At 46.6% G+C, this 25,154-nt stretch carries 21 protein-coding genes; 5 read left to right on the forward strand and 16 right to left on the reverse strand.

Annotated features, from left to right (window positions below; translation table 11 throughout):
• The first annotated feature begins 73 nt into the window (after positions 1–73).
• On the forward strand, positions 74–1,306 hold the full coding sequence (locus L3C95_RS24970; RefSeq protein ID WP_236391895.1) for an NADP-dependent isocitrate dehydrogenase: 1,233 nt from the start codon (positions 74–76) through the stop codon (positions 1,304–1,306).
• Positions 1,307–1,629: 323 nt separating this feature from the next.
• Here L3C95_RS24970 and L3C95_RS24975 read toward each other — a convergent pair whose 3' ends face one another.
• The 9 genes from L3C95_RS24975 to L3C95_RS25015 form a co-directional block, all read right to left on the reverse strand.
• Complete coding sequence (locus tag L3C95_RS24975; protein ID WP_236391897.1) at positions 1,630–2,637, reverse strand: aldo/keto reductase; 1,008 nt, start codon at positions 2,635–2,637, stop codon at positions 1,630–1,632.
• A 135-nt stretch (positions 2,638–2,772) separates the two neighbouring features.
• Entirely contained in the window at positions 2,773–3,666 is an 894-nt protein-coding gene (locus L3C95_RS24980; protein WP_236391899.1) for a helix-turn-helix domain-containing protein, read from the reverse strand.
• 31 nt (positions 3,667–3,697) lie between these two features.
• Positions 3,698–5,359 (reverse strand): murein L,D-transpeptidase, encoded by a 1,662-nt coding sequence (locus L3C95_RS24985; RefSeq protein WP_236391900.1) that lies wholly within the window; start codon positions 5,357–5,359, stop codon positions 3,698–3,700.
• 254 nt (positions 5,360–5,613) lie between these two features.
• Positions 5,614–6,474: a transporter gene (locus L3C95_RS24990; protein WP_236391903.1), complete on the reverse strand. Its 861-nt coding sequence runs from the start codon at positions 6,472–6,474 to the stop codon at positions 5,614–5,616.
• A 33-nt stretch (positions 6,475–6,507) separates the two neighbouring features.
• On the reverse strand, positions 6,508–7,056 hold the full coding sequence (locus L3C95_RS24995; RefSeq protein ID WP_236391905.1) for a heavy-metal-associated domain-containing protein: 549 nt from the start codon (positions 7,054–7,056) through the stop codon (positions 6,508–6,510).
• Positions 7,057–7,142: 86 nt separating this feature from the next.
• A complete protein-coding gene (locus L3C95_RS25000; protein ID WP_236391907.1) occupies positions 7,143–7,532 on the reverse strand; it encodes an HYC_CC_PP family protein in 390 nt (129 codons plus the stop codon).
• A gap of 39 nt (positions 7,533–7,571) precedes the next feature.
• A complete protein-coding gene (locus tag L3C95_RS25005) occupies positions 7,572–7,784 on the reverse strand; it encodes a hypothetical protein (RefSeq protein WP_236391909.1) in 213 nt (70 codons plus the stop codon).
• Positions 7,785–7,959: 175 nt separating this feature from the next.
• Positions 7,960–9,927, reverse strand: a complete 1,968-nt coding sequence (locus tag L3C95_RS25010; protein WP_236391911.1) for a putative porin — start codon at positions 9,925–9,927, stop codon at positions 7,960–7,962.
• 36 nt (positions 9,928–9,963) lie between these two features.
• Positions 9,964–10,785, reverse strand: coding sequence for a purine-nucleoside phosphorylase (locus L3C95_RS25015; RefSeq protein ID WP_236391913.1), 822 nt, complete (start codon positions 10,783–10,785; stop codon positions 9,964–9,966).
• 110 nt (positions 10,786–10,895) lie between these two features.
• On the opposite strand from L3C95_RS25015, the gene sucC reads away from it, so the two are divergent.
• Positions 10,896–12,110 carry an ADP-forming succinate--CoA ligase subunit beta gene (sucC, locus tag L3C95_RS25020; RefSeq protein WP_236391914.1) on the forward strand — a complete coding sequence of 405 codons (1,215 nt, stop codon included), beginning with the start codon at positions 10,896–10,898 and terminating at the stop codon, positions 12,108–12,110.
• A gap of 315 nt (positions 12,111–12,425) precedes the next feature.
• Entirely contained in the window at positions 12,426–13,439 is a 1,014-nt protein-coding gene (locus L3C95_RS25025; RefSeq protein ID WP_236391916.1) for a DUF4407 domain-containing protein, read from the forward strand.
• Between the two features lie 577 nt (positions 13,440–14,016).
• Here L3C95_RS25025 and L3C95_RS25030 read toward each other — a convergent pair.
• The 5 genes from L3C95_RS25030 to L3C95_RS25045 all read right to left on the reverse strand — a co-directional run bounded on the left by L3C95_RS25030 (position 14,017) and on the right by L3C95_RS25045 (position 16,266).
• A complete protein-coding gene (locus tag L3C95_RS25030; protein WP_236391918.1) occupies positions 14,017–14,637 on the reverse strand; it encodes a SprT-like domain-containing protein in 621 nt (206 codons plus the stop codon).
• A 6-nt stretch (positions 14,638–14,643) separates the two neighbouring features.
• Positions 14,644–15,030 (reverse strand): hypothetical protein, encoded by a 387-nt coding sequence (locus L3C95_RS25035; RefSeq protein ID WP_236391920.1) that lies wholly within the window; start codon positions 15,028–15,030, stop codon positions 14,644–14,646.
• Positions 15,023–15,259: an AtpZ/AtpI family protein gene (locus L3C95_RS35270; RefSeq protein ID WP_199652889.1), complete on the reverse strand. Its 237-nt coding sequence runs from the start codon at positions 15,257–15,259 to the stop codon at positions 15,023–15,025. Before L3C95_RS35270 ends, L3C95_RS25035 begins: the two co-directional genes overlap by 8 nt.
• Positions 15,216–15,668, reverse strand: coding sequence for a polymer-forming cytoskeletal protein (locus L3C95_RS25040; RefSeq protein WP_236391922.1), 453 nt, complete (start codon positions 15,666–15,668; stop codon positions 15,216–15,218). The genes L3C95_RS35270 and L3C95_RS25040 overlap by 44 nt, the downstream gene beginning before the upstream one ends.
• A gap of 193 nt (positions 15,669–15,861) precedes the next feature.
• Positions 15,862–16,266, reverse strand: a complete 405-nt coding sequence (locus L3C95_RS25045; protein ID WP_149693187.1) for a hypothetical protein — start codon at positions 16,264–16,266, stop codon at positions 15,862–15,864.
• A gap of 363 nt (positions 16,267–16,629) precedes the next feature.
• On the opposite strand from L3C95_RS25045, the gene L3C95_RS25050 reads away from it, so the two are divergent.
• Both L3C95_RS25050 and L3C95_RS25055 read left to right on the forward strand, forming a co-directional pair.
• Positions 16,630–19,557, forward strand: a complete 2,928-nt coding sequence (locus L3C95_RS25050) for a tetratricopeptide repeat protein (protein ID WP_236391924.1) — start codon at positions 16,630–16,632, stop codon at positions 19,555–19,557.
• A 204-nt stretch (positions 19,558–19,761) separates the two neighbouring features.
• Entirely contained in the window at positions 19,762–22,152 is a 2,391-nt protein-coding gene (locus tag L3C95_RS25055; RefSeq protein ID WP_236391926.1) for a penicillin-binding protein 1A, read from the forward strand.
• Between the two features lie 79 nt (positions 22,153–22,231).
• On the opposite strand, the gene L3C95_RS25060 is transcribed toward L3C95_RS25055, so the two are convergent.
• Positions 22,232–23,179, reverse strand: a complete 948-nt coding sequence (locus L3C95_RS25060) for a M20/M25/M40 family metallo-hydrolase (protein WP_236391928.1) — start codon at positions 23,177–23,179, stop codon at positions 22,232–22,234.
• 92 nt (positions 23,180–23,271) lie between these two features.
• Positions 23,272–25,125: a membrane protein insertase YidC gene (yidC, locus tag L3C95_RS25065; RefSeq protein ID WP_236391930.1), complete on the reverse strand. Its 1,854-nt coding sequence runs from the start codon at positions 25,123–25,125 to the stop codon at positions 23,272–23,274.
• Positions 25,126–25,154: the final 29 nt, after the last annotated feature.

Consider the following 25,154-nt stretch of genomic DNA (forward strand, 5'->3'; position numbering starts at 1 on the left):
AATTATACCCGGTTATCGTATATTTCACGATTATCACATGAACACTCGTATCTAATTAAAAATCAAAGTCGAAATGGCAGAAAAAATCAAAGTCGCCAACCCGGTGGTTGAACTGGATGGAGATGAAATGACACGAATCATCTGGAAATTCATTAAAGATAAACTGATCCTTCCTTACCTGGACGTTGATATCAAATACTTTGACCTCGGCATGGAACATCGTGATGCTACCAATGACCAGGTGACCATTGATGCTGCTAATGCTATCAAGGAAGTAGGTGTTGGTATCAAATGCGCTACCATCACTCCTGATGAAGAGCGTGTGAAGGAATTCAAGCTGAAACAGATGTGGAAGTCTCCAAATGGTACTATCCGTAACATCCTTGACGGTACTGTATTCCGCGAGCCAATCGTGACACAGAACGTACCTCGTCTGGTGCCTAACTGGACTGCTCCTATCTGCATCGGTCGTCATGCTTTCGGTGACCAGTACCGCGCTACAGACTTCGTAACTAAAGGTAAAGGTAAACTGACCATCAAGTTCGAAGGCGAGAACGGTGAAGTGATCGAGCATGAAGTATTCAACTTCAAAGGCGATGGCGTTGCCCTGGCAATGTACAACACTGACGAGTCTATCAAAGGATTTGCACGTGCTTGTTTCAACCAGGCGCTGATCAAAAAATGGCCGCTGTACCTGAGCACCAAGAACACCATCCTGAAAAAATACGATGGCCGTTTCAAAGACATTTTCGAAGAGATCTATCAGAACGAATTCAAGGCTGAATTCCAGAAAAACGGCCTGACCTACGAGCACCGCCTGATCGATGACATGGTGGCGAGCGCACTGAAATGGAACGGTAACTTCGTATGGGCTTGTAAGAACTACGATGGCGACGTTCAGTCTGACACTGTTGCACAGGGCTTCGGTTCACTGGGTCTGATGACTTCTACCCTGGTTACTCCTGATGGTACTGTAATGGAAGCGGAGGCTGCACACGGTACTGTAACCCGCCACTACCGCGATCACCAGGCTGGTAAACCAACTTCCACCAACCCTATCGCGTCTATCTTCGCATGGACCCGTGGTCTGGAATTCCGTGGCCGTCTGGATAAAAACCAGGCACTGATCGACTTCTGTCATGCACTGGAAGCTGTTTGCGTTGAAACAGTAGAAAGCGGCAAGATGACAAAAGATCTGGCAGTTTGTATACACGGTAACAAAGTTGAGCACGGAAAGCATTATCTTTACACTGAAGAGTTCCTCCAGGAACTGGATAACGCACTGAAAGCGAAACTGAAAAAATAAGCCACGTACGTAATACTGATATAAACACGAGGTCCCTGCGAATGCAGGGACCTCGTTATTTTAAACCCCGGGGTTGAAACCCCGCGTTACAAACACATCGCTCCTAAAGGAGCTCATTGAAGCGATTGATGGCCGTTTTGCCGTTGCGGGGTGCATCGTGCGTTATAAACACATCGCATGCCACCGGCAGCGAATGATCACGTTATGCGGCCCCGGGGTTGAAAACCCCGCGCTACAAACACATCGCTCCCAACGGAGCTCATTGGCGCGAATGATCACCGGGTTTCGATTTAATCTGGTTGACACCGTTGTCCAGGACGCTTTTATCTATTCCTCCAATCGAAAATCCAGTTAGGATATTCCACCGGCAGCCTACTCACATCGTCAAGCCGCTGCAGTTCTTCGGCCGTGAACTGAACATTTACAGACTGCAGGTTATCATCCAGCTGGGATAAATTGTTCGCCCCTATTATCACACTCGTTACCGCAGGTTGATGCAGCAGCCATGCCAGCGAAAGCTGTGCAACGGTGGATCCTTTCTCAGCAGCCATTTCCTGCAGTACATCCAGGATGTTAAAAGCACGTTCTGTATCCACCGGGATAAATGAAAACTTTTTATACCGGCCCTCCTCAGTTGATTCGCCGTTTCTCTTATACTTACCGCTCAACAGGCCAGCCACTAAAGGACTCCAGACCATCAAACCCACGCGCTGGTCAACCAGTGCAGGGATCACTTCGCGTTCCAGTTCACGGGTGGCTATAGAATAATGCGACTGCATGGAGATGTATGCATGCAGGTTGTGCTTCTCCGCACAAGCCAGCGCCTTCATAAGGTGCCAGGCGCCATTGTTGCTGGCTCCGATGTAGCGCACTTTCCCACTGGTGATCAGATCGTCCATTGCTCTTAACGTCTCTTCCAATGGTACCACCGGATCATAGGCATGCGCCTGATAAAGATCGATATAGTCGGTATTCAGGCGCTTCAGACTTGCTTCCACCTGCTGCATGATATGCTTGCGGGACAGTCCCTTATCATTGAGGCCAGCACCCATAGCTGCGCAAACCTTGGTAGCAATCACCAGGTCATCCCGCTTTAAACCCAGGTTCCGGATAGCCTGTCCCGTCAGCTCTTCCGACATACCCTCTGAGTATATGTTAGCAGTATCTATAAAGTTGATACCAGCGTCTACTGCCCGTTTAAACAATTTATCCACTTCCGGTTGACCAAGTGTGCCCACCACCTGGTATATACCCTTTCCTCCGAATGTCATGGTGCCAAGACATAAGGTGGACACTGCCAATCCTGTGTTTCCCAATACTTTATACTTCATGCGATATGATTTTAATACTGCACAAAGCTATCCTTCACGGGCTCTGGAAAAGAGCCGTGATCAAAGAAAAAAGTACGAAAATCAAATAAGTCAGCCAGATAAGATTGTAATGGAAGGGCTACTATGAATGGCGCTTCATTTCCTGAATAAGAGCGGGGTGGTGTTAGTGTTCTTTTTAAAAAAGTTATTAAAGTGGTTCGGATATTCAAAGCCAAGACTGTAGGCTATATCTGCTATACTCCAATCGCTATGTTTCAGCAGGGCTTTGGCTTCATTGAGCATCCTCTCTGTGATATGTGTAGAAGTGGATTTACCGGTGATTTCCTTTACAGCAAAGTTCAGATGATTCACATGTATAGAAAGCGCCGCAGCATAGTCGCCCGCCCTTCTGAGCACCAGTGTGCGCTTCGGAGATTCAATAGGGAACTGCCGCTCCAGCAGCTCTATAAAAATGGAGGCGATCCTCTGATTAGCATTCTTATGCCTGGCGGCACTCATAGCAGGCTGCATTTTCATCGCCTCATGGATAATGAGGTTAATGTAACTTCTGATCATATCATACTTATGAACATAATCAGCGTTCATTTCCGCGATCATCTTATCATATAAATGGCGGAATGTGGCCAGTTGATCTTTGTCCGGATAGAATACGTTGTCCCCTCCTATTCTAAACAAGGGAGATTCCTGCAGGCTTTCATTCCTGTCTTTGGTTTTGAAGAATTCTTCTGTGAAAACACACCAGTACCCGCAACGTTCGTCGTCTTCCGTTTCAAACGAGTAAGGCACTAAAGGATTGGAGAATACGATGGCCGGCCTTTGCCTGTCAATATCAATAGTCTTGTCGGCAAAGTGTAATCTGCTGTTACCAATGATGATCCAGATCTTGAAATAGTCGCGCCGGTGATATGGCAGCGAAATGGGAACACTCTTCACTTCATAGTACGCCACATTGAAATCAGGCGGTGTATTATTATTAAAAACAGGTATTCCTGCTTTTATCCTTTCTGCTACTGATAGACTACCAGACATGAGGACAAAGGTACGAAAATCACATAACTACCTACATTCCCATTATCCTCCGCAGTACTCTGTCTTCGCCATAGATGTCCTCATGGAATACGATACTGCCCTCTCTTCCTTCCGCTGAAAAATACCGCAGGTAAATGGGGACTGCCCGCTGAATATCGATCTGCTTTTTATTTCCGTTCGCCAGCCACATACGCATACTGTCGCGCGGGTGGCGGCTATCATCTTTTGTGAGGTACATTGCCAGGCTATCCCATTGCTGCACCCTCACGCAGCCATGGCTAAGCGCCCTGTAGGCATTGGAGAAAAGGCCCCTGTTGTTTGTATCGTGCAGATATACCGCGTATTTGTTCATAAAATTGAACTTCATGATACCCAGTGAGTTCTCCAGGCCATCCATCTGGCGGAGTACATAAGGGAAGTAGTTTTTACTCATGCGCTCCCAGTGTACGCTATCAGGATTGATGGCATTTCCATCCCTGTCAATGATCTCCAGGCTCTTTTTGGCCAGGTATGCCCTGTCTTTTTTGATGGCAGGCAGCATTTCTTTGATGGTGATACTGAAAGGTACGCGCCAGTAGGGAAACATGATGAAATTGGTCATGCGGGAATTGAGCAAAGGCGTACGTGTGCGTGGCGCGCCTACAATGACCTTCGATGTCAGCACTACTGTTCCGCTATCCCACAGCTCCATTCTGTAACCGGGGATGTTCACCATGATGAAGCGTTGAGGAAGGGTATCGGGCAGTTTGCGCCAGCGGTCCATATTCACGGCCACCTGCGCCCGCCAGTCGCGGTAGCTCTTGTTCAGCACCTGGACAGTTTTTTTGCCTGCCTGGCCATCTTCATACATATTAAACTCTTTCTGAAAAGCACGGATAGCCTTTTTCAGGAGCACCGTATCAGTGCCATGGCCACCGGAAGTATCCAGGTGGCCGCTTTGTACCAGCCGGTTGATCAACTGCTGCCGGTAGGCAGGTGTATCCGTATATGAAGCGGGCACGGAATCCCATTTCATGTCACTATATTTTCCCTTAAAGTTGATCCAGGCTGATTTCAGCTGCTGGTAGCCCTGGTGCTGCGGCTCCTGCCACCGTAAGGTAGCGCCAACAATATGCTGGTGTAAGGCAGCAGTCAGATAATTGGCCAGCAAGGTATCTGAATAAACAGAATCCCGGCGTAAGGTGATGCTATCCCTCGGAGCCACCCCAAAGCGTAAATGTGTGGCCATCTTCATAAAAGCGTCTGTCATCAGCACGTCCACCTGTGCCCAGAGGGCTGCATCTTTCCTGGCAGCTGCATCTTCTTTCAGGCGTTTCATGGCCTGTGTCAGCGCCACATTGTGGTAGCTGGCCGGATTCAGTCCGGATTCATCGGCATGAGACACATAGTAAAACAGGGAATCGGCCTGCGGGTCAAGCACGCCTTCGGACGACCATACGGGGTTGTTGCTGGTCTGCTGGTAGAAATAAGTCAATGCCCCGCTACGCAGCGCTGGCACACTATCTTCCATGACATCTTCATTGTCCACGATATATTCGAGACGTTCTGCTATATTTTCCGGAATTACTTCACTTAGCTGCCGTACATCTTTTACTATTTCTTTTTCCCGGAGCACCCGCTTTCTGTGGCAGGCAAACAATGAAAACAATACAATTACAATAGTTAAACTGTCCCTTAGAAACCTATACTTCATTGGCGATACAAAACAATAGGCTAAAGATAGGCATTTGCTATGTACAAATGCTGGAAAAGAAAAATATATTGCTTCACGTTAGCCTGCGGGCGAACAAAAAAAGGTGTACCGAAATACGATACACCCTTTTCGGTTTCCTTGCGGAAACCTCTGTTAGAGCAACAATTTACTAATAGATTGGAATAGTTATTTACAACAATTCTTCTTCACAAACAGTGACTGGATGAACCTTAGTACTGTTACCAATGCGTTCTTCATTTTCTTTTTGTTGAAATATTAAAAATATTGTGCTCGAACCGTAATGTAAAGGTATTAAATACATTGCGAGACATGTCACCAAATAATTGTGTACGGTAAGAAAAATCCAGCCGGGTGCTGCTATTAAAAATAAACTGGATAGCAGGAGCAATATCCAGGTACTGACTCCGGCTCAACGCGTCTGTATTCGCTTTCCCGAGGAATTCCACATACAGGTTCAGGTTGGTTTGTTCATAACTGCGATAACTCCTCGGCAGCAGCAAATAACCTGCTGATAAACTGTAGTTTACAGCATTGGCTGGCATATCATCCGGCCGTTTGTCTTTCGTGTTGTTCATGAACCTGTTATACCCCAGTGTAGCAGAAAGCGCCAGCTTATGCAGCAATTGCGTGGCAATAAGACCGCCAGCCACACCCGATGCCCCGCCTTCCAGGTCCAACTCCTGATTATCATATGGTTTACGCATATGTTCCCGCATCGGTGGTACAAATGGATTATTGATAATAGCGCCCTTCGCATAAGCAGCCATCCGGAAATGTGAATGCACATCGTCTTTAGACAGGAAGCGGTATTTGGCATAAATGCTTGCCCCCTCCCATTCAATGGAGGGCTGCATCTGATTGGAAGCCAGCCCGGCCACATGCACCATCAACTTTTTAGAGATCCCCCACATGAGTTCAGGCTCTATACGTATACCCGTCACCCCTTCGGCTTCCATTTTAAAGAACCGGTTGGTTACCCGGAAGCCCAGGGAATTGGCCGGCATATTACTGGCTGGTTCAGTAGAGACATATAATTCCTGTGCATACAACCATGCAGGCATAAGGAGGACGATAAAGAATAAGGCTCTTTTCATTTACAAATATTACTGGAGATAATTTCCGGTGAATCAGATGGTAACATGATAAATACGTGCCGGAGCTGTCTGGCCGCCAGCTTTGCAGCAACCTGCCATCGTGCCTGTCTGGTAACATGGCATCGTGGTTTGCGTACTGAACTTCTTAAACTGTTTTGCCGATACGAAGTCCTTGTCTATCACCGTCAATTGCTGGTCGCCGGATAACACCTGCTGTTTGGCATTAATGAAATGAAAAGTAGCGCCCGCATATTGGATATGCGTATCCTTTTCAACCGCTACCTTATCAAACGAGGCGGTGAGTACCAGTTTGGCTACAGAGAAACCGGCATCCTCTACTTTCGCCCTGATCTCGTCAATGTTCACAGCAGCGCCGGGTTTGAAAGACAAGAGGAAAGTGGTGTTGTTCAGGTCTGTATCTATCTTATCGACAAAAGGGAGTGTTTTCAGTGCTTCCATCGTAGCTCTTGAGCACATGGCGCAGGTTAAGCCGGAGGCTTGTAAGGAAGCTTTTTTGATCTGTGCGGATGAAGTGAAATGCAGGCCTATGGCCAGGAATATGATTGCAAAGAATGATTTCATGATCTGATATTTTGTACTTGATAATAAACGCGTGTATTGCTGACGCTTGCAGCGTTCAGCAGCTGATGGGTCATTCATGTGTACGATCAGATCAGATAAGTGCAGTATTGTATGTACAGCGGAAGATGATCACTGTCGGGCGGACCGTGATTATTGATTGCAGTAAGGTGGGTATTGGTCAATGCAGGCACAGGTACAATGATCACCGGCAGGCTGAGTGCCTTTACGGATGGCTCACTGTTTTGCTGCACTTTGGCAACTTCATGGGAGGAAACGTCTGCTTTACAGTATTTGTATTCATCCTTGCAGCATTTACCCTTTTTTCCGGGTTTGCTGCACATATTACAAACGTCATCTGCATGAGATTTAAAATCCACTGAGGCCAGCTTTCCCATGCAGTAGTGCGCGTTCACCGTGAACCCACTGGTGAGCGTGACATACAGGAAAGCTAGTAATATGGTTATAAATCTCTTCATGTTGCGGATGCAAATTTAGCAATTTACTGCCAGATTTACTTACATCCCTGCGCTCTCTTCGATTTTATCTGCCAGACCCAGTAATAATGACATGCTGGCTGCTTTAGTAGCTTCGGCCCTGACATGGCCATCCATATCATGTTCAAAAACAACATCCTGCCCGTTTACGTTCACGAGAAAGCGGGGAGAATGACCATTCAGAGGTTTTACGATATATCTGTCTGTGTTAATAACTACTGTAAACGCCTTCATGTTAAAATGCTTTTATACAAACTTAAACAAAGAGCACGCCAGAAGGTTGCAGTCTAAACGCGGCTGCAGCCTTGCAACAGTAGTAAAACGGTTTACTTAAAAAAGTACTAACGCCCTGATTTAAAGGCGTTTACGGTCTCACCTATACGTATTTCGGGAAGTTGTTAACGTTTTGTTAGTTAATGAACCACCAGCGGATGCCCAGTCTGAACGTGAAGTTGTTGTACGGGTAAGCTGGTCCGGCAAAGTTGTTTGTTGCAAAAAATGTATTCAGGTTCTCTCCCCTGATAAATGCAGATAATGACTTGATCCTGAAGTGTACAAACGCTGCCAGATCCGGCGCATAATACTTCACCCGCTGTGTAGTCTGATACACAAATTGACCTGTTACCGGAGAGTAATCGTCTGCATAATAAGAGGTATTATATTTTGCTTCGATACCTGTCATCAGGTTCAGGTTGTTAAATAACTTGTTTTCATATGCCAGCCTGTGACGGGTCCAGATGGTAGGCACATTTATCCTACCATCCCCGTGTACCTGCTGAAATGCGAAATCCATATACCAGTTGTAGTGTTTATACCTGAAATGTTTGCTGAATATGACCTGTAACAGGTTGAACAAGGCGGGCGCCTGTGTACTGGTGTAATAATTTTCGAAGTAAGTATAGTTCTCGATCAGATAATAGTTCACTGCCAGGTTATACTTTAACTTCTTATTATCAGCAGAGAACTGCAATTGTGTAATATTCTCCTTTCCCAGCGTACTGTTATACCAGCTATCGTATGTACTGCCGAAATATTTGTAGACATACGAGGGCTCGCGGTTGGTATTACTGAAGAAGAGGTGCACATTTCCCAATGTTTCATTGAGATAACGGCTCAGCATACCGGTGACGTTGTAGTCTCCTGAATTTTGTCCTGCGAGATAAAATTCACCCTTGGCAGAAAGGTCCCACTTCTGGTTACGCGTTTTATTCCGGTATTCACCGTGTAGCACAAAGTTGTTAAAATTCACACCTGCATCGAGAAAAGTTCCCCTGATATTTTCATACCTGGCCCCTGCACTGATAAAATGCGCCTGGTTGCCACGCACCGGGAATTGTATAAGGGAGAAGTCATTGGAAATGGTACGCCAGTCATGCTGCGCGCGGACGGTATCGCCGTTGAATCCCCATTTATAGCGGTTGGTATAATAAAAGGTATCGGGCTGTCCATCCAGGTAGGATGCACTGTTGTTATCCACCTTGAAACTATATTGTACGCGGAAGAAAGGATCAAATTTGTAGTAGTCCGTAGTATCGTTCACGTGAACCGTATCCCCTTTACCCCAATCGTACTGCTGTATAAACAGAATACCTGACTGCCTTTGTGATGTTTTCACCGGCAGGGTGGTACTAAACAGGCCTGTGCTGGTCGCTGAATAGTTACCCAGGTTCACGTCAATGGTCTTACGGTTATTGTAACGGGGGTTATCCAGGATGGTATCACCCTCCCTGAGACCACCGTTCTCACCGTTGTTAAACTTGTTGTAGAACCAGCTGAGGTATGCATTATACCGTTTATTCCTGCTGTTATAACGGCCGGTAATGCGGTATACGTCGTGGTTAGTGGATTGTGATCTGAAATAGCCGGGGGCGTAGATCTTATTGTATTCAAAACCGAAGTTGAAATGGTCTGTACGGTTTTGTGTATGCAATACGCCTATCTGCTGTTCCTGCTGACTACCAATCATATACTGCAGTTCCGAATAAGGCCGGTTGGTAGTATAGATACGGGCATTTTCATGAGTAAATGCGTAAGGATCAAATATATGGAAACCTGCATCAAAACCCGGTTTCATGAATGGCGTAAACATCACGTTACGGGCAGGAGCACCATTATTTCCCAGAAATACATAGTTCCCCGGGATACGCAGGAAAGCGCCGTTAAAATCAGCAATAGAAGAATCCAGCCTGAAGTCGGTAGGTTCTCCCAGCCTGCGGTAAGTGATGGTAAGCGTATCCAGGTCATGCTTGTGGCTGCCGGTATCTTTTTGCATGGAGGAAGAGCCACCGCCGCCCATATTGCCGAAACGCTGGCCTATCTGTGCCTGCAGTTGCTGTGCACATACCAGCAAACAACATATTAAAATAAATGACCTCATCCTTTGATATATTTCCTGCTTCGTTCTTCTTTTGACTTAGATTACCTTGATCAGTTCCCTGAAAATAAGCGTTAATTTCGGTTCGGCGGCATTGGCAGCTTCCAGTACCTCTTCATGTGTAATCACATTGTCCTCTTCCCGGATGCCGATATCAGTAATAACACTCATCGCAAATACTTTCAGTCCGCTGTGGATGGCCACTATTACCTCGGGTACAGTACTCATCCCAACAGCATCTCCACCGATAATATGCATGTACATATATTCTGCCCTGGTTTCGAAGGTAGGTCCCTGAACGCCCACATATACGCCTGTATGTACAGCGATGCTATTAGCCTGTGCAATTTCTTTCGCTTTGGTGATCAGCGCTTTTGAGTAGGGTTCACTCATATCCGGAAAACGGGGGCCCAGTGTATTGTTGTTGGGGCCGCGCAGCGGGTGTTCCGGCTGCAGGTTGATATGGTCCCGGATGATCATCAGGTCGCCCACATTAAATGCCTTGTTCATACCACCGGCTGCGTTGGAAATCAGCAATGTATGAACACCAAGCGCCTTCATTACCCTTACCGGGAAGGTAACCTGCTGCATAGACAGGCCCTCATAATAGTGAAATCTGCCTGCCATAGCTATTACCGGACGGCCGTTCATTTTTCCCAGTATCAGGCGGCCTTTATGGCCTTCCACAGATGAAGAGGGGAAATGAGGGATATTTTCATAGGGGATTTCCGTACTGTCGGTAATATCGCTGGCCAGGTTACCTAACCCGCTGCCCAGTATGATGCCCACTTCCGGGGTGCCGGACCATGATTTTCTGATATAATCGGCGGCAGCAGCTATTTGTTGCAAGAGATCACTCATTATATTAATGTCTTTAAAACAGGTTGCCGCAAAGTTATTTTTAATTCACAAAACACTACGGTTTTATATTTAAATCATAATGACCTATTTTAGCGGCAAATTTTTCTCAGATGAACTTACATGAATACCAGGCTAAAGAACTGTTGAAGAAATATAATGTACCGGTACAGGAAGGGATTCCGGTAGATACCCCTGAAGCGGCGGCAGAAGCTTATAAGCAATTAAAAGTGCAATATGGTAATGAGTTTGCTGTGGTAAAGGCGCAGATCCATGCCGGTGGACGTGGTAAAGGTACCATCCGTGGTAAAGAGCAGAGAGGTGTTGCAGTTGGTAAAAATGCCGAAGATGTGAAAACCATTGCCGGCAATATCCTTGGCGGTGTACTGGTAACCATCCAGACCGGTGAGGCCGGAAAATTAGTGAACAAGGTGCTGGTAGCACAGGATGTGTACTACCCTGGCCCTAACCCCATAAAAGAATTATACCTGTCCATCCTGCTGGACCGTGCAAAAGGTCAGAACGTGATCATGTACTCTACAGAGGGTGGTATGGACATCGAAGAAGTAGCGCACAAAACTCCTGAGAAGATCTTCAAGGAGTGGGTACAGCCGAACACTACCCTGCAGCCATTCCAGGCCAGGAAAATAGCGTTCAACTTCGGCCTGAGCGGTGAGGCGTTCAAAAACATGGTGAAATTCGTAACCAACCTGTATAATGCATACGTAGGTCTGGATGCCGGCATGCTGGAAATTAACCCACTGTTCAAAACCAGCGACGATAAGATCATCGCTGTTGACTGTAAACTGAACCTGGATGACAACGCGCTGATGCGTCACCCTGACCTGGAAGCACTCCGTGACATCTCCGAAGAAGATCCAACCGAAGTAGAAGCAGGCAAATACAACCTGAACTACGTTAAGCTGGATGGTAACGTAGGTTGTATGGTAAACGGCGCCGGTCTGGCAATGGCTACCATGGATATGATTAAACTGAGCGGTGGTGAGCCGGCTAACTTCCTGGATGTAGGTGGTACTGCCAACGCACAGACCGTAGAAGCAGGTTTCCGCATCATCCTGAAAGATCCTAAGGTAAAAGCGATCCTGATCAACATCTTCGGTGGTATCGTTCGTTGCGACCGTGTTGCACAGGGTGTTATCGATGCTTACAAATCTATCGGCAACATTTCCGTTCCGATCATTGTACGTCTGCAGGGTACCAACGCTGAAGAAGCTAAGAAACTGATCGAAGAAAGCGGCCTGACCGTACAATCAGCTATCCTGCTCAGCGAAGCTGCTGCACTGGTAAACAAAGCGGTTACCGCTTAATGACATTAAGTAGTGATTGACTAGAAAATAGAAAAATGAATCCCTGGACTGGTGTCCGGGGATTTTTTTATGCGTCCCCCGGTGGGCGCCGGGTCTATATAGACGCAGCCCGTCTGTGGGTTGATTTATCTGCGCCCTTCCCCAGGAATTTGAAATGTTCACCCACTTTGTATATTTCTATCACATTTTTGCAGCTTTTGATCACTTAATAGGTTCACAGCCAGCGAAAAATCGTACCTTCATTATCCATCCTTACTATATACCTGCGTCCTGCGGGTGTCTTTTTTATTATATATACCAAATTGAACAATTATCATGAAGCGCTTCCGCGACTTTTTCCTGTTCTGCTCAGGGGCCCATGTGCCTATGCTGAAACGGGCACCATCAGAAACCAATAAATATGGCGGCATTGGCGCTACTATCTTCTTTACCGGGTTACTGGCTGCGTTTTCCGGTGGGTATGCCCTTTGGACAGTATTCAGTTCTCCCTGGGGTGCAATCGTGTTCGGCCTTATCTGGGGTTTGATGATCTTTAACCTGGACCGTTATATCGTGTCTGGTATGAAGAAACGTAAAAATTTCTGGAGCGAGTTCGGTATGGCACTACCACGGCTTATACTGGCTATCCTGATCGCCATTGTTATCTCCAAACCACTGGAACTGAAAGTGTTCGAAAAGGAGATCAACCAGGAACTGATCGTTATGGAGCAGCAGGTGTTCAAGACACAGGAAGACAAAGTAAAGGACCGCTTCCAGCAAAGGATCAATGTGTTGAACACTGAGATCGCACAGCTGAATGCGGCTATCCAGTTGCAGGCTTCCAAACTTGACACCCTCCAGATCATCGCTCAGCAGGAGGCAGATGGAACAGGCGGCTCACGCAGGCAAAATCTGGGCCCCATCTACAAGGCGAAAAAAGCGGATGCCGACACTGCAGCAGCTATGCTAAAGCGGATCACAGACCAGAACGGCGCCCTTATTGCGCAAAAGAGGCAGGAACTGGCGTCCATTGATTCCACCCAGAAAGCCACTGTGGGAGGACTGAACCGGACCAGTATTGATGGACTGGCGTCCCGGCTGGATGCACTGGGCCACCTGACCGACCGTAGTGTACCCGTCCGTTGGGCAAACTGGTTCATTATACTGCTGTTTATTACCATAGAAACAGCCCCGGTATTTGTGAAGCTGATATCTCCCCGCGGACCGTATGATGACCTGCTCGAAGCCCATGAGCATGCGTATATTATCTTCCGGAAGGAAACGATAGAGAAGAGGGAAAGGGAACATAATAAGCGAATGATGATAGGGCAGCCGGCCGTAAATTCCTGACAATCCCTGTCTTATTAGGATTTTAGGTGAGGTGGAAGTATACACCGGGCAATTCCCTGTATACAATCACCTCACCTTTTCATTTCAACAAGTGCTGAAATATCCCACATAAAGTGTTTAAGTCTATGATATCTGTCTGGTGTGCGTCTGCATAAAGCGTATTTCTTACTGAACAACCTGGAAATGATCTGAGAGAACAAGGAGAGAACAAGCAGAGAAGACGCAGAGAACAAGCAGAGAAGAAACTTTGGAAGGACCGGCCAAATAATGGACGACCAGAGGACGAAAAAACATCGAACAAGGGACGAACAAGCATCGAACAAGCGACGAAGAAGCATCGAACAAGCATCGAACAAGCGACGAAGAAGAGGTGGACTTAACACCGATCTCAAAAGATTTATACCTGTGGAAGGATAAGGGAGAATCAGTCATAAATTCCGCCATTACAAACGTACCACGAGAAATGGAGGAAAATACGCTTAACTGAAGTTGGCCAGGGCAAAACGGCAATCATGCATCTGACGCTGATGCGTCCTCTTTTACAACAATGACCTGAGAGCGGTTAATGGATGACTACTCAGGCTGCAACAAGTTCGACCTCGTAGACAGGGCTAAACAGGTACATCCGTTTTGTCGCTACCTCTTCACATCTGTAACGCTTACGTATACGCTCTCCCCGGCGGAAGACACGTCCATCTTTTGTGCGGAACAACTGATCGGGAGCAAGTTGTTCTACCAGGAAATGATTTTCCTTTTGCCTGTCATAGCGTTTCAGCACACGCATAAGATCGTCGTCCGCGCAGGAGCTGGCTGCCGGGTTCTGAATACTTTGCCGCACCGCCATTTCCACATCTGATGGAAGATAACCTTTTCCTACAAACTGTTTCAGTATACCTGAAAAATGCTGTTTCCACTCCTTCCCATGCGAGGCTACCGTATTGGCATACTGCATGTAGGTGGTCAGATGTGAGATTTCGTGCAGCAACGTGATCAGAAAAGCATACTTGTTAAGATTTCCATTGATGCTGATCCGGTGTCCTCCCCTGCGGTCGGGATGCCGGTAGTCGCCCAGGATGCTTGCCCGTTCACGGGTCACTGTCAGGTGGACCTTGTACTCTGTGAGGTAGGCCATTACCTGCTCGAAGGTTCCTTCGGGCAGGTATGCAGCTAATGCATTTAAAGGAGCCTCCTGCTTCACGGATCTTTAATTTTTCTTTCTGGTAATTTTTTGCAGACTTATGTTCTCGCATACAGCGTATACGATGTAGAAGAACATCAATATAAAAATAGTGATTCTGCTGGTATTTGCCCTGTTTGCTACGGCATAGATAGTGATGCCGGCCAGACATAACATCATTCTGCTGATCATGGAGCCGTATACCCTTAGCATAAAGATGCTGTTGTTGTCGGATTGTACCCCTTTGCGGCTCATGTTGTAGGTGATGCCGGAGATTGTAGCTAAAGCCAGGTTGCCGAAGAGCAGCACATTATGATGGGCTCCATTGTCCAACAACCAGGCTTTTAATAATAATAAAGCGCCGTTCAAAATGATGAAAACGCCAATAACTCTAAAGTAAAACCTGTCACTCATTCCTGCTGGTATCTTTGATAATTTGGCGCAAAATTAAGACTAAAGCTAATAAAGACAAAATGATCAGAAAGAAGGGGAATGACCATCCTGTCCGCTGGTCTATTTTATAACCAGCAAATACCGCTACGCCTAATGTGGCCATCATCTGGAAAGCCAGCCCGGTGTACTTTAAAAGCAGCCTGTTATCAGGCTTCTTCCGTGGTTTCTTCTGTGAGAACGGGTCTTCCATTCTTTTCTTTCAGGTTTGAGTTTGCAGCTGCCACCTCTTCAGGCTCCATGTAGCAACGACCGTTGAATTTTGCGGTTGGCTCCATTTCAAAATGGGCTGTGTACAGATCTCCTTTTACCAGGGCATTGCCTTTCAGGAAAAGCAGATCTTCAACTTTGACAATACCAGTTACTTTACCCAGGATGTCAGCACTCTGACATACCAGATCACCGATAATCTCCCCTTCAGGACCTACTACAATTTTAGCTTTTGTTGATACCAGGCCATTCACCTGTCCGTCAATGCGAATGTCGCCTTCGCACACGATGTCTCCCTGGATGGAGGTTCCACTGCCAATAATGTTCACGTTGGAAGTAGGCATTACTGATTTGCTCTCGCTTCTGGCATTACGATTGTTGTTGCTAAACATAGGATTCTAGGTTTTTCAGCTTTTTAGTGATGTAAGATAGTATTATTTATTAACATATTATTACATATTGACAATCACTTCTTTTAAGAAGTTATCCACATTTACCCCCATAACGGTGATTCGGACCCTTTGCGTATCTGCTGACAGTATATTTTTTTTACTCTTATATAATGGTTGTGTCCCCTGCTCAGCCCTAGTAAGTGCTGTTATCTACCTTAGGAACTTTAATAGTGGTTGTATCCAGTTTACTGGTAGAAAAATCTCCATTGATGACCTGTTTAATGTTTTCCAGGTATTTGTCGCGTGCATTGATGGCAGATTCCAGGGAATCTGTACGCATTTTCAGACGAATGAACTCCCTCCGCTGTTTTAGGTCACCGTACCCCGGAATGTAATACCGTAGTGGAGTGAATACCACAGTGGCAACGGTGATCGTTACCAACAGCACAAATAAAGTGCTCAAAGCAATATATACACTCATACGGGATAATTTGAACGAGGTTACCTCTTCATAGGTATTGTCATTCATAATCACCAGGCGGTACCTGTTCCCTATCCGCCCCACATTTCTGCCTTTCCTATCACGCTTATTAGCCATAGCCGCTATAAAACTTGAATAATTTTTCTGATTATCAACCGGCTAAAGTTAAACATTTATATTATTTCGTATTTAAAAAATTAGGGGGAGGCCATTTTTATTCCAGCTGCCCACTTTTATACCCTCAAAAAAATTATCCTATCTTTAAAAATAATTTTCTGACATATAAGTTATATAGGTAAGCCTATACACACCCTGGCATCCATGAATTATTACAGATTAGTTCGCATATATCTATCATATACCTGTTTAGTAAGTTTGTTCTTGTGTTGTATGAATGTAAACAGGGTCCACGCCCAGCGACGGGATACCACGGTTACTAGTAAGTCCAAGAGCAGCAGCAACAGGATGCCTCAGCGCACCATGCAAAAACCGCTTGTACCAAAAGTAGCACAACCACGTGTGGAAGACCGGCGCCCACCCTCAGAATTACTGGCAGAAAAAAGATGGACCATTAAACGGAAACTGGTGCAGAATATGCTGGCCAGGTACAATTATTTATACAATGCCCGGAAGAAACTCCGCCTTATTACCCATAATGTGAGCCGTCAGGGGCAGGACAACTATAACTATCTGCTGCCCTTCTATCCGTACAGTCTCCAGAACCTCGGTCTGAGCGCCGGCGACCTGGATACCGTTATAGAAAAGGCTTCTATCAATATACAGATCCGCGACCCGCGCAGTAAATGGATTGATGACAGTTACCTTGTGATCGGTCAGGCCTACTTCTACCAGGGTGAATGGGACAAGGCCAGCCGTACATTTCAGTTCATCAACACCAAATTCGCACCTAAAAAGAAAGATGAGTACAAAGCTGTTGTAGGCTCCAGCCAAAAAGACCAGCTCAGCATCGCTTCCCGCGAGAAACGCAAGCCGCCATTCGGCTATTTTAAGCATACTTATGCCCGTAATGACGCCTTTGTGTGGCAGGCTAAAACCCTGCTGGAAATGAAGGAGTTCGATCAGGCCCGGTCCCTGATGAACATCGTGGAACAGGACCCCTACTTTCCCAAAAGGCTGACGGGCGACCTGGCCGAGGTGAGAGCCTATGCCCTGTATAAACAGGAGCGTTTCGCTGAGGCGATCGTTCCACTGCAGATAGCCGTTAAAAGCAAGGGAAACCGCGACGAGCGGGCACGTATGTACTATATACTGGGACAGCTGTATACCAATTATAGCCGCCCGGACTCCGCCGTGATGATGTTCCATAAAGTGATCAAACAGAAGCCTGACCCGATGATGGACTTCCAGGCCCGTATGCAGATCGCTAAACTGGATGCTACCAGGGAAGGCGGTTCTTTCGACGAAAGCCTTGCCCGTTTGAAAAGAATGGCCCGTAGGGAGAAATACATCGAGTTCCGCGACGCCATCTACTATAATATGGCCAATATCGTTCTGCCCAAAGATCCCGACCTGGCCCTGGAATACCTGCGCCAGTCGCTGAAGGTGGAAAGCGCCAATACCATGCAGAGAGCCCTGTCTTTCAAGGCGATAGCCGACATTTACTACGGACAGCGCCAATACCGTCTCGCCAGAAATTTCTACGACAGTACCGCTACTGTCATGCCACCTGAATTTGTAGATTCTGCCATTGTCAACAAGCGTAAACGCGTGCTTAACGACGTTGTCATCCGCGTCGAAGCCATTCAAAAGGAAGACAGTTTACAACGGATCGCCGCTATGCCGGAGTCTGACAGGAATATCTTCCTGGAGAAAATGGCCGCTACCATGCGTAAAGAGGCAGAAGAAAAAGCAAAAAAACAGAAAGAAGACGGCGACAATGGTATTGACCCAATGGCTATGGCCAACAACAATCCGTTGAACAACAATATGAATAATAGTCCTGCTACTCCTAAAAAGGACGACCAGGGCGAATGGTATTTCTACAACAATGCCAGCAAATCTTCCGGATTTTCCGAATTCAAAAAACGCTGGGGTAACAGACCGCTGGCCGACAACTGGCGCAGAAGCCAGTCAGGTGCAGCCGCTGCCAATCAGCCTTTGCAGCCGGAAGATGAAAGCGGCAATACCACAGCTACTACAGATGCCACCAAGGCAACTTCAGACAGCGCCACAGCCAGAGCCCTGGCTGCGGGACTTCCGCTTACCCCCGATGATCTTTTGAAATCTAACGTGATCATTGAGGACGCTTATTATGACCTGGGCAAACTCTATAACGACCAACTGGACAACACCGAGCTGGCCATCGAAACTTACGATACCCTGCTGAACAGGTATCCACAGCATCCGCATAAAACGGAAGTAGTTTACTCCCTGTACATCTGGCACACTAAACTGGGACATACTGCCCAGGCTGCGAAATACAAACAGAACGTAATGACGCAGTTCGGGGATTCCAAGTTTGCCAGCATTATCAAATACGGCTCCCTGCAGGATATTAACCAGGAAAAGAAAAAAGAGATCTCCACCGCTTACGACTCTGTTTATGTAAACTACAGCCGGGGCAACCTTGAGGAGGCAATGGCTTTGAAAAAGGCAGCCGACTCCACCTATGGTCTCAATTTCATGCAGCCCAAATTTGACCTCCTGGAAGCCATGATCATCATGAAAATGGACACCTGTGAGTATGGACGTCAGGCAGTTGTGAATGTCATTAACAAATATAAACAGGATGACGGGGTACAGGAGAAGGCAAAATCACTGCTCGAAGCACTGGATAACAGGGCCGCACTGGTGGTATACCTCTCCAGGCTGGAAATTGAGAAAGGCAGGGATAATAAAGTGGTAGACGAGAATATTTCCATCCGCTACCCATGGCAGACGCCGGAACCAAAGTTTGACACCAAATTTGATTCTGTAAAGATCCAGACCGCAGTGGCCGACTCTATCAAACTGGCAGCCAATGCCGGCCTGAAAGTAGCACCGTTGCCGGCACCGTTGAAACCTATCACCATTTATAAGCTGAATGCGGAAAACCCACACTTTGTGGTGCTCTCCTTCAAGCGGGTATCAAAAGCCATTATGGATGAGGCACTGACGCAATTTACCAGGTACAATGCGGCCAAACATGCCGGCGAGAGTATACAGGTAGCCAATTTTGTGCTGACACCAGAGGAAGTGATGCTCATTTTCAGGCTTTTCCCGAACGAAGACAAGGCGCTGGACTATTTTGATGAGATCAGGATCGATGCCGAAAAGATCATTCCACGCATCCGCCCGTCAGATTATTCCATGTTCATCATTTCCAGGGACAACTTTATCCAGATGAACAGTACCAAGGACATTAACGGGTATAAAAAATTCTTTGACGACAACTACGTTACTCAGTAACAAACAGTAAGATAGAAAAACATATTAATTCATTGGGGTTCATCAATCAGTCTTTTAACAATATTTGAGGGACATCAACCCGTTTTTTTTAATAGTTTTGCCCGCTGTTGTAAGCACGGCGTAATAAGGCCCGTAAATTGCTATATCTTGAGTAAAACCAATGAGCGCGATGCTGGCCACGCAAATCAAATATTTAAAGCAAGTATGAAAAAATCGGTTAAAATATTGTGGATTACAGTTTTATCGATAACTGGGTTTTTCCTGTTATTGATCCTGCTGGTGAATTTCCGCATTATTGGCTCTATGCCATCCATGGAGACCCTGGAAAACCCAAGGGCTGCCCTTGCATCTGAAGTAATTGCCGAAGATGGTACCATCCTGGGTAAATATTATCAGGTAGACAGGTCGAGCTCTGACTACAACGAAATTTCCAAAAATGTGATCAATGCCCTGATTGCTACAGAAGACGTCAGGTTTTATGAGCACTCAGGAATAGACCCTTATGCAACGATTGCCATCCCCTTCTACCTGGCAGTCGGCAAGAAAAGGGGGTCCAGTACTATCACACAACAGCTGGCATTGAACCTGCAGGCCGATAATACCGGTACACAACGTGCCTCCAACCTTATAAAGAGAGGCTTCCAGAAGATGCAGGAATGGCTGATAGCCGTACGCCTGGAGCGTAACTTCACCAAACAGGAGATCATTACCCTTTATCTCAATACAGTACCTTTCGGCGATAACGTATATGGTATTGAAAACGGCGCGCGCACCTTCTTCAGTAAAGATGCAGGTCACCTGTCCATTGAAGAAGCAGCGACCCTGGTGGCTATGCTGAAGGGTACCAATCTGTATAATCCACGCCGTAATCCGAAGGCCGCCTTAGACCGTCGTAATACGGTAATAGAGCTGATGCAGAAGAATGATTTCATTTCAGAAGCGGAAGCAAATGCAGCTAAAAGTAAGCCTATCGTACTGCGTTACAATAAGATAGACCACAACAAGGGACTGGCGCCTTATTTCAGGGAAGTACTGCGTGACGAACTGAAAGACTGGTGTAAAAAACATAAAAAGGCCGACGGTTCTGAATATAACCTGTACCGCGATGGTCTTAAGATCTATACTACCATCAACCCACGTATGCAGCTGTATGCGGAGGAGGCGGTAGCCCATCACCTGAAAGATCTGCAGAAAGTATTTGCAGCGCAGTCTAATATTAAATCGGGCAGTGTGTGGAAGAACTGGCAGTCATACATCGACCGCTATATGAAGGAGTCTGACCGTTACAAGGCTATGAAAGATGAAGAGGCTACTGACGAACAGATCAAAAAAGCATTCAATACGCCGGTAAAAATGAAAGTGTTTGCCTGGAAAAGCTTTACCGAGCCTGAGCTGAATGAGCTGGATACGATCATGACGCCGATAGACTCCATCAAATACATGAGAGCTATCTTACAGGCAGGCTTTATGGCGATGGACCCTGAAAGCGGTGAAGTAAAGGCATGGGTAGGCGGTCCTGACTTCCGTTATTTCAAAAACGATCACGTAGCCAAAACCCGCAGACAAGTAGGTTCTACATTTAAACCGTTCCTGTATTGCTTTGCCATTATGAATGGCATGTCGCCCAGCACAATGCTGCCGAACGAGCCGATATCATTCCCTAAATATAACTGGACACTGAGCCGCAACTCAGAAGGTAGTGTGGGTGGTAGCATTTCCATGGCAGGAGCACTGGCCAAGTCACTGAACCTGGTGTCTGCTTACCTGATCAAACAGTTAGGTCCACAGGCAGTTGCTGACTTTGCGAAAAACAAGATCGGTTTCAGTGCTGAAATTCCGCCTTATCCATCCATTTCGCTGGGTACCCCGGAAATTTCGCTGTATGAAATGCTGCAGGCCTATACGATGTTTCCGGCCCGTGGTATCATTACCAAACCAATTTACATCACCCGTATAGAAGACAGGAATGGCAACATCCTGCAGACAACCGCTCCTGAAAAACGTGAAGTGATCAGCGAGAATGAGTCTTATACCATGGTGAAAATGATGCAGGGTGTAACCGGTCCGGGTGGTACATCTGCGCGTCTGCGTTTCCGTTATGGTATCCAGAGTGAAGTAGCAGGTAAGACCGGTACCACCAACGATAATACCGATGGCTGGTTCCTGGGCTTTACTCCGCAGCTGCTGGCAGGCGCCTGGGTAGGTTGTGAAAACAACTTCCTCCATTTCAGCACCACCACCAATGGTCAGGGTGCGAACACCGGTCTTCCGATATGGGCTTATTTCTTCCAGAAATTATATGCAGATAAAACGCTGAAAATAGATGACAAGGCTACCTTTGCCATCCCTCAATCTATCAACAGTGAATTCTACCAGAATTTTGAGCAGAACTATAAACCACCTGCAGAAGCAGAGGACCAGGGTAATGGAGAGGCCAGCGATTATATAATGGATGTAAACGAGGCCGAAGCAGAAGCAGATAAGGCAGCCAGAGAAAGAGAAAAGGAGAAGCAGAAGGAGGCCAATAAGGACAAACCAGCTCCTGCTACCACGCCTAAAGCAGCCTATCCTGCACAACCAGCTAAACCACAGTAAGTAAGTACCAACAGATAGTAAAAAAGGCGTCCGGTTTAAAGCCGGACGCCTTTCCATTTTATATCAGGTGTGAAACGATCTATTTCTTTTCTTCGTCTTTCTTCTCCTCTCCTACATAATGCAGCGCCGGATACTTCATCGCATTAGTGATCAGTTGAACAGCCAGTTTCAGGATCAGCGCTTCCTCTTTAGCTTTCAGTTTCTCAACATCATCTGTAGGTTTGTGATAATCATCATGCGGACCGGTATGCAGGAAGATCACTGGTACCTGGTGCATAAAGAAGTTATGATGATCTGAAGCGCCCTTGCCCGATCCATCGGTAAAATAATGGATACCCGGTTCCTGCGCATCTTTGAATACTGCCGGCCATTCCTGTGCTGTGGCATAACCACCTATACCGATGCCCCGTTCTTCGTTGTACCTCCCGATCATGTCCATGTTCAGCATGAAATGTACATTCGTCAGCGGGATGGTAGGATTGGCTGTAAAATATTTAGAGCCCTGCAAGCCCATCTCTTCTCCTCCGAAAGAAATGAACAGGAAATTGAATGCTTCTTTCTGTCCATTCCCTGTAAAGTAACGGACCAGTTCCAGCAGTCCTGCCACGCCGGATGCATTGTCGTCAGCACCATTGTGGATCTGTCCCACAGGGTATTTTCCGTCATACAACGCTGCTGTACCCAGGTGATCGTAATGAGCGCCGATAATAATTGTTTTAGCCGCACCATTGTCCAGGAAGCCGATCACATTTCTGCTGTGCAGGTTTTTGTGCTCCTTTCTATCGAAAGTAAAGTCCTGAAAGTAGCTGCTGCCATTGCCCGGTGTTAATCCGGCTTGTTTAAATTGTTTGGCTACATAGTTACTGGCTTTAATGCCCCCCTTTTCATTAGTGCCCCGGCCTTTCAATTTGTTGGAGGCCAGGTAACCCACCGTCTTCTGTATACGGTCGGCAGATGGTTGGTAGTCCTGTGCGTAGGATGAAGAATAAACAGTTGCGGCTATAGCCAGAAACAATAGATATTTCATAAGGTTAGATTAAATGCATGAATCCTGAAAATACAGAAGGCTTCCATTGTGGGAAGCCTTCTGCTAATATACTATGTTAAAAAGATCGGATACTATTGCTTCTTGCGTTGCTGGGTTTCCTGCTGACGCTTCTGCATGTCTGCCTGGCGTTTCTGCATTTCTTCCAGTTTCTCCTGCCATTTTGATTTGCTGGCTGGTTTCTTTTTGTTCTCCTGGATCTGTGCGTGGATCTTATCATGATTCACGAAGAATTTCTGGATTACCCACTGCAGACCAATACTGATCACGTTGGACAGGAAGTAATAGAAGGTCAGTGCTGATGCCAGGCGGTTGAAGATACCCAACAGCATGATCGGGAATACATACGGCATATATTTCATTACCGGGTTGCTCTGATCGGTCATACCACGGTTATTGAACGCCAGCATTAAGCTCGTTGCGGTCATCAGCAATGTGAACAAGCTCACGTGATTACCGTAGAACGGAATAGTGAAAGGCAGGTTCAGGATAGAATCGTAGGCAGAAAGGTCATTCGCCCACAGGAAGCTTTCCTGTCTCAGCTCGATGGATGATGGGAAGAAGCTATACATCGCCACCAGGATAGGCAGCTGCATCAGTGCTGGTAAACAACCACCCAATGGGTTTACTCCGGCACTCTTGAACAACTTCATTTGTTCCATACCGAATGCCTGCTGGTCGTCGGCATATTTTGCCTTCAGCTCATCAATTTCAGGCTTCAGCACTTTCATTTTAGCCTGAGATACATAACTCTGGTAGGTGAAAGGTGCGATGATCAGGCGGATGAACAGGGTGAGCAAAATGATGATAATACCATAGTTGCCGATAAATCCGCTCAGGAAGTTGAACACAGGGATGATCACCCATTTGTTCACATATTTTACGAAAGCGAAGATACCGGAGCCCAGCGGAATGATACTTTCCAGACCGATGTCGAATGATTTCAGGGTCTTATAGTGGTTAGGACCATAGTAAATCTCTATTGGGAAAGTAAAATCATGCGCACGGTTGTATGGAAGCTCGATAGTGGCGAAAGTTTGCCCTACGATGTTACCGCTTTCAGGTACTTTGGTGTTCACTTCTGCGCTGGCAAAACGTGCATCATTTCTAGCGATAAAAGTAGTGTTGAAGAACTGCTGTTTCACGCTCAGCCATTCCAGCTTGGTATCCCATTTCTGGTGACTGGTACGTTCGAGGGTAAAATAGTCATGCTTTCCGTCTGCATCCCGATAGTGTACCTGGTTGTTCAGACGCTCGTTCTGCATATCCTGTTCCTGCTTGTCGTTCTGGGAATCCCAATGCAGGGTCAGGGTTTTCTGGCCGGCTGGCAACACATTTTCCAGGCCGATGGCACGGATATCGAAATCCACGGCATAACCATCCTGTTTCAAAGTATATACATACTCCAGGTACTGGCCAGGGTTGGAGGTAGGCAGGCGGTAGGTAATAGCCTGGCTGCCATCTGCCAGCTGCTGTACATTACCACCGGTAAAGTACAGGTCGGAAGTATTTAATAAGGTATTATTATTGGCAGGAACCTGCAGGGAAATACGGTTGAAAGAACTGTTTACCAGCAGCAAAGGTTTACCCTGGAAATCCTTGAATTGTTTCAGCTGTACCTGTGAAGGCTGTCCACCGTGATTGGAGAAGGTGATTTTCAGCACTTTATTCTCCAGTACGGCAGTCTGCTGAGTTCCATTGGCAGCACCTGCGAAGGTACCATATGTACCGGCAAGTTTGCTGGAATCGGGCACGCCTGCCGTGGTGTAATTGGCGGTATCAACAGGTTTGGGCTTGTTAAGATTAGCTATGGAATCCTGGCGGTCCTTCTCTCTTTTTGCGGCAACCTGTTGTTTCTGGTTAAAGAAAATGTAACCTACAAACAACACTCCCAGTAGTACAAAGCCAATGACTGAGTTTCTGTCCATGAAATTCAATTAAAATTTAGGCAGCAAAG

It is taken from the genome of Chitinophaga filiformis, from assembly GCF_021646545.1.
GTDB lineage: Bacteria > Bacteroidota > Bacteroidia > Chitinophagales > Chitinophagaceae > Chitinophaga > Chitinophaga filiformis_A.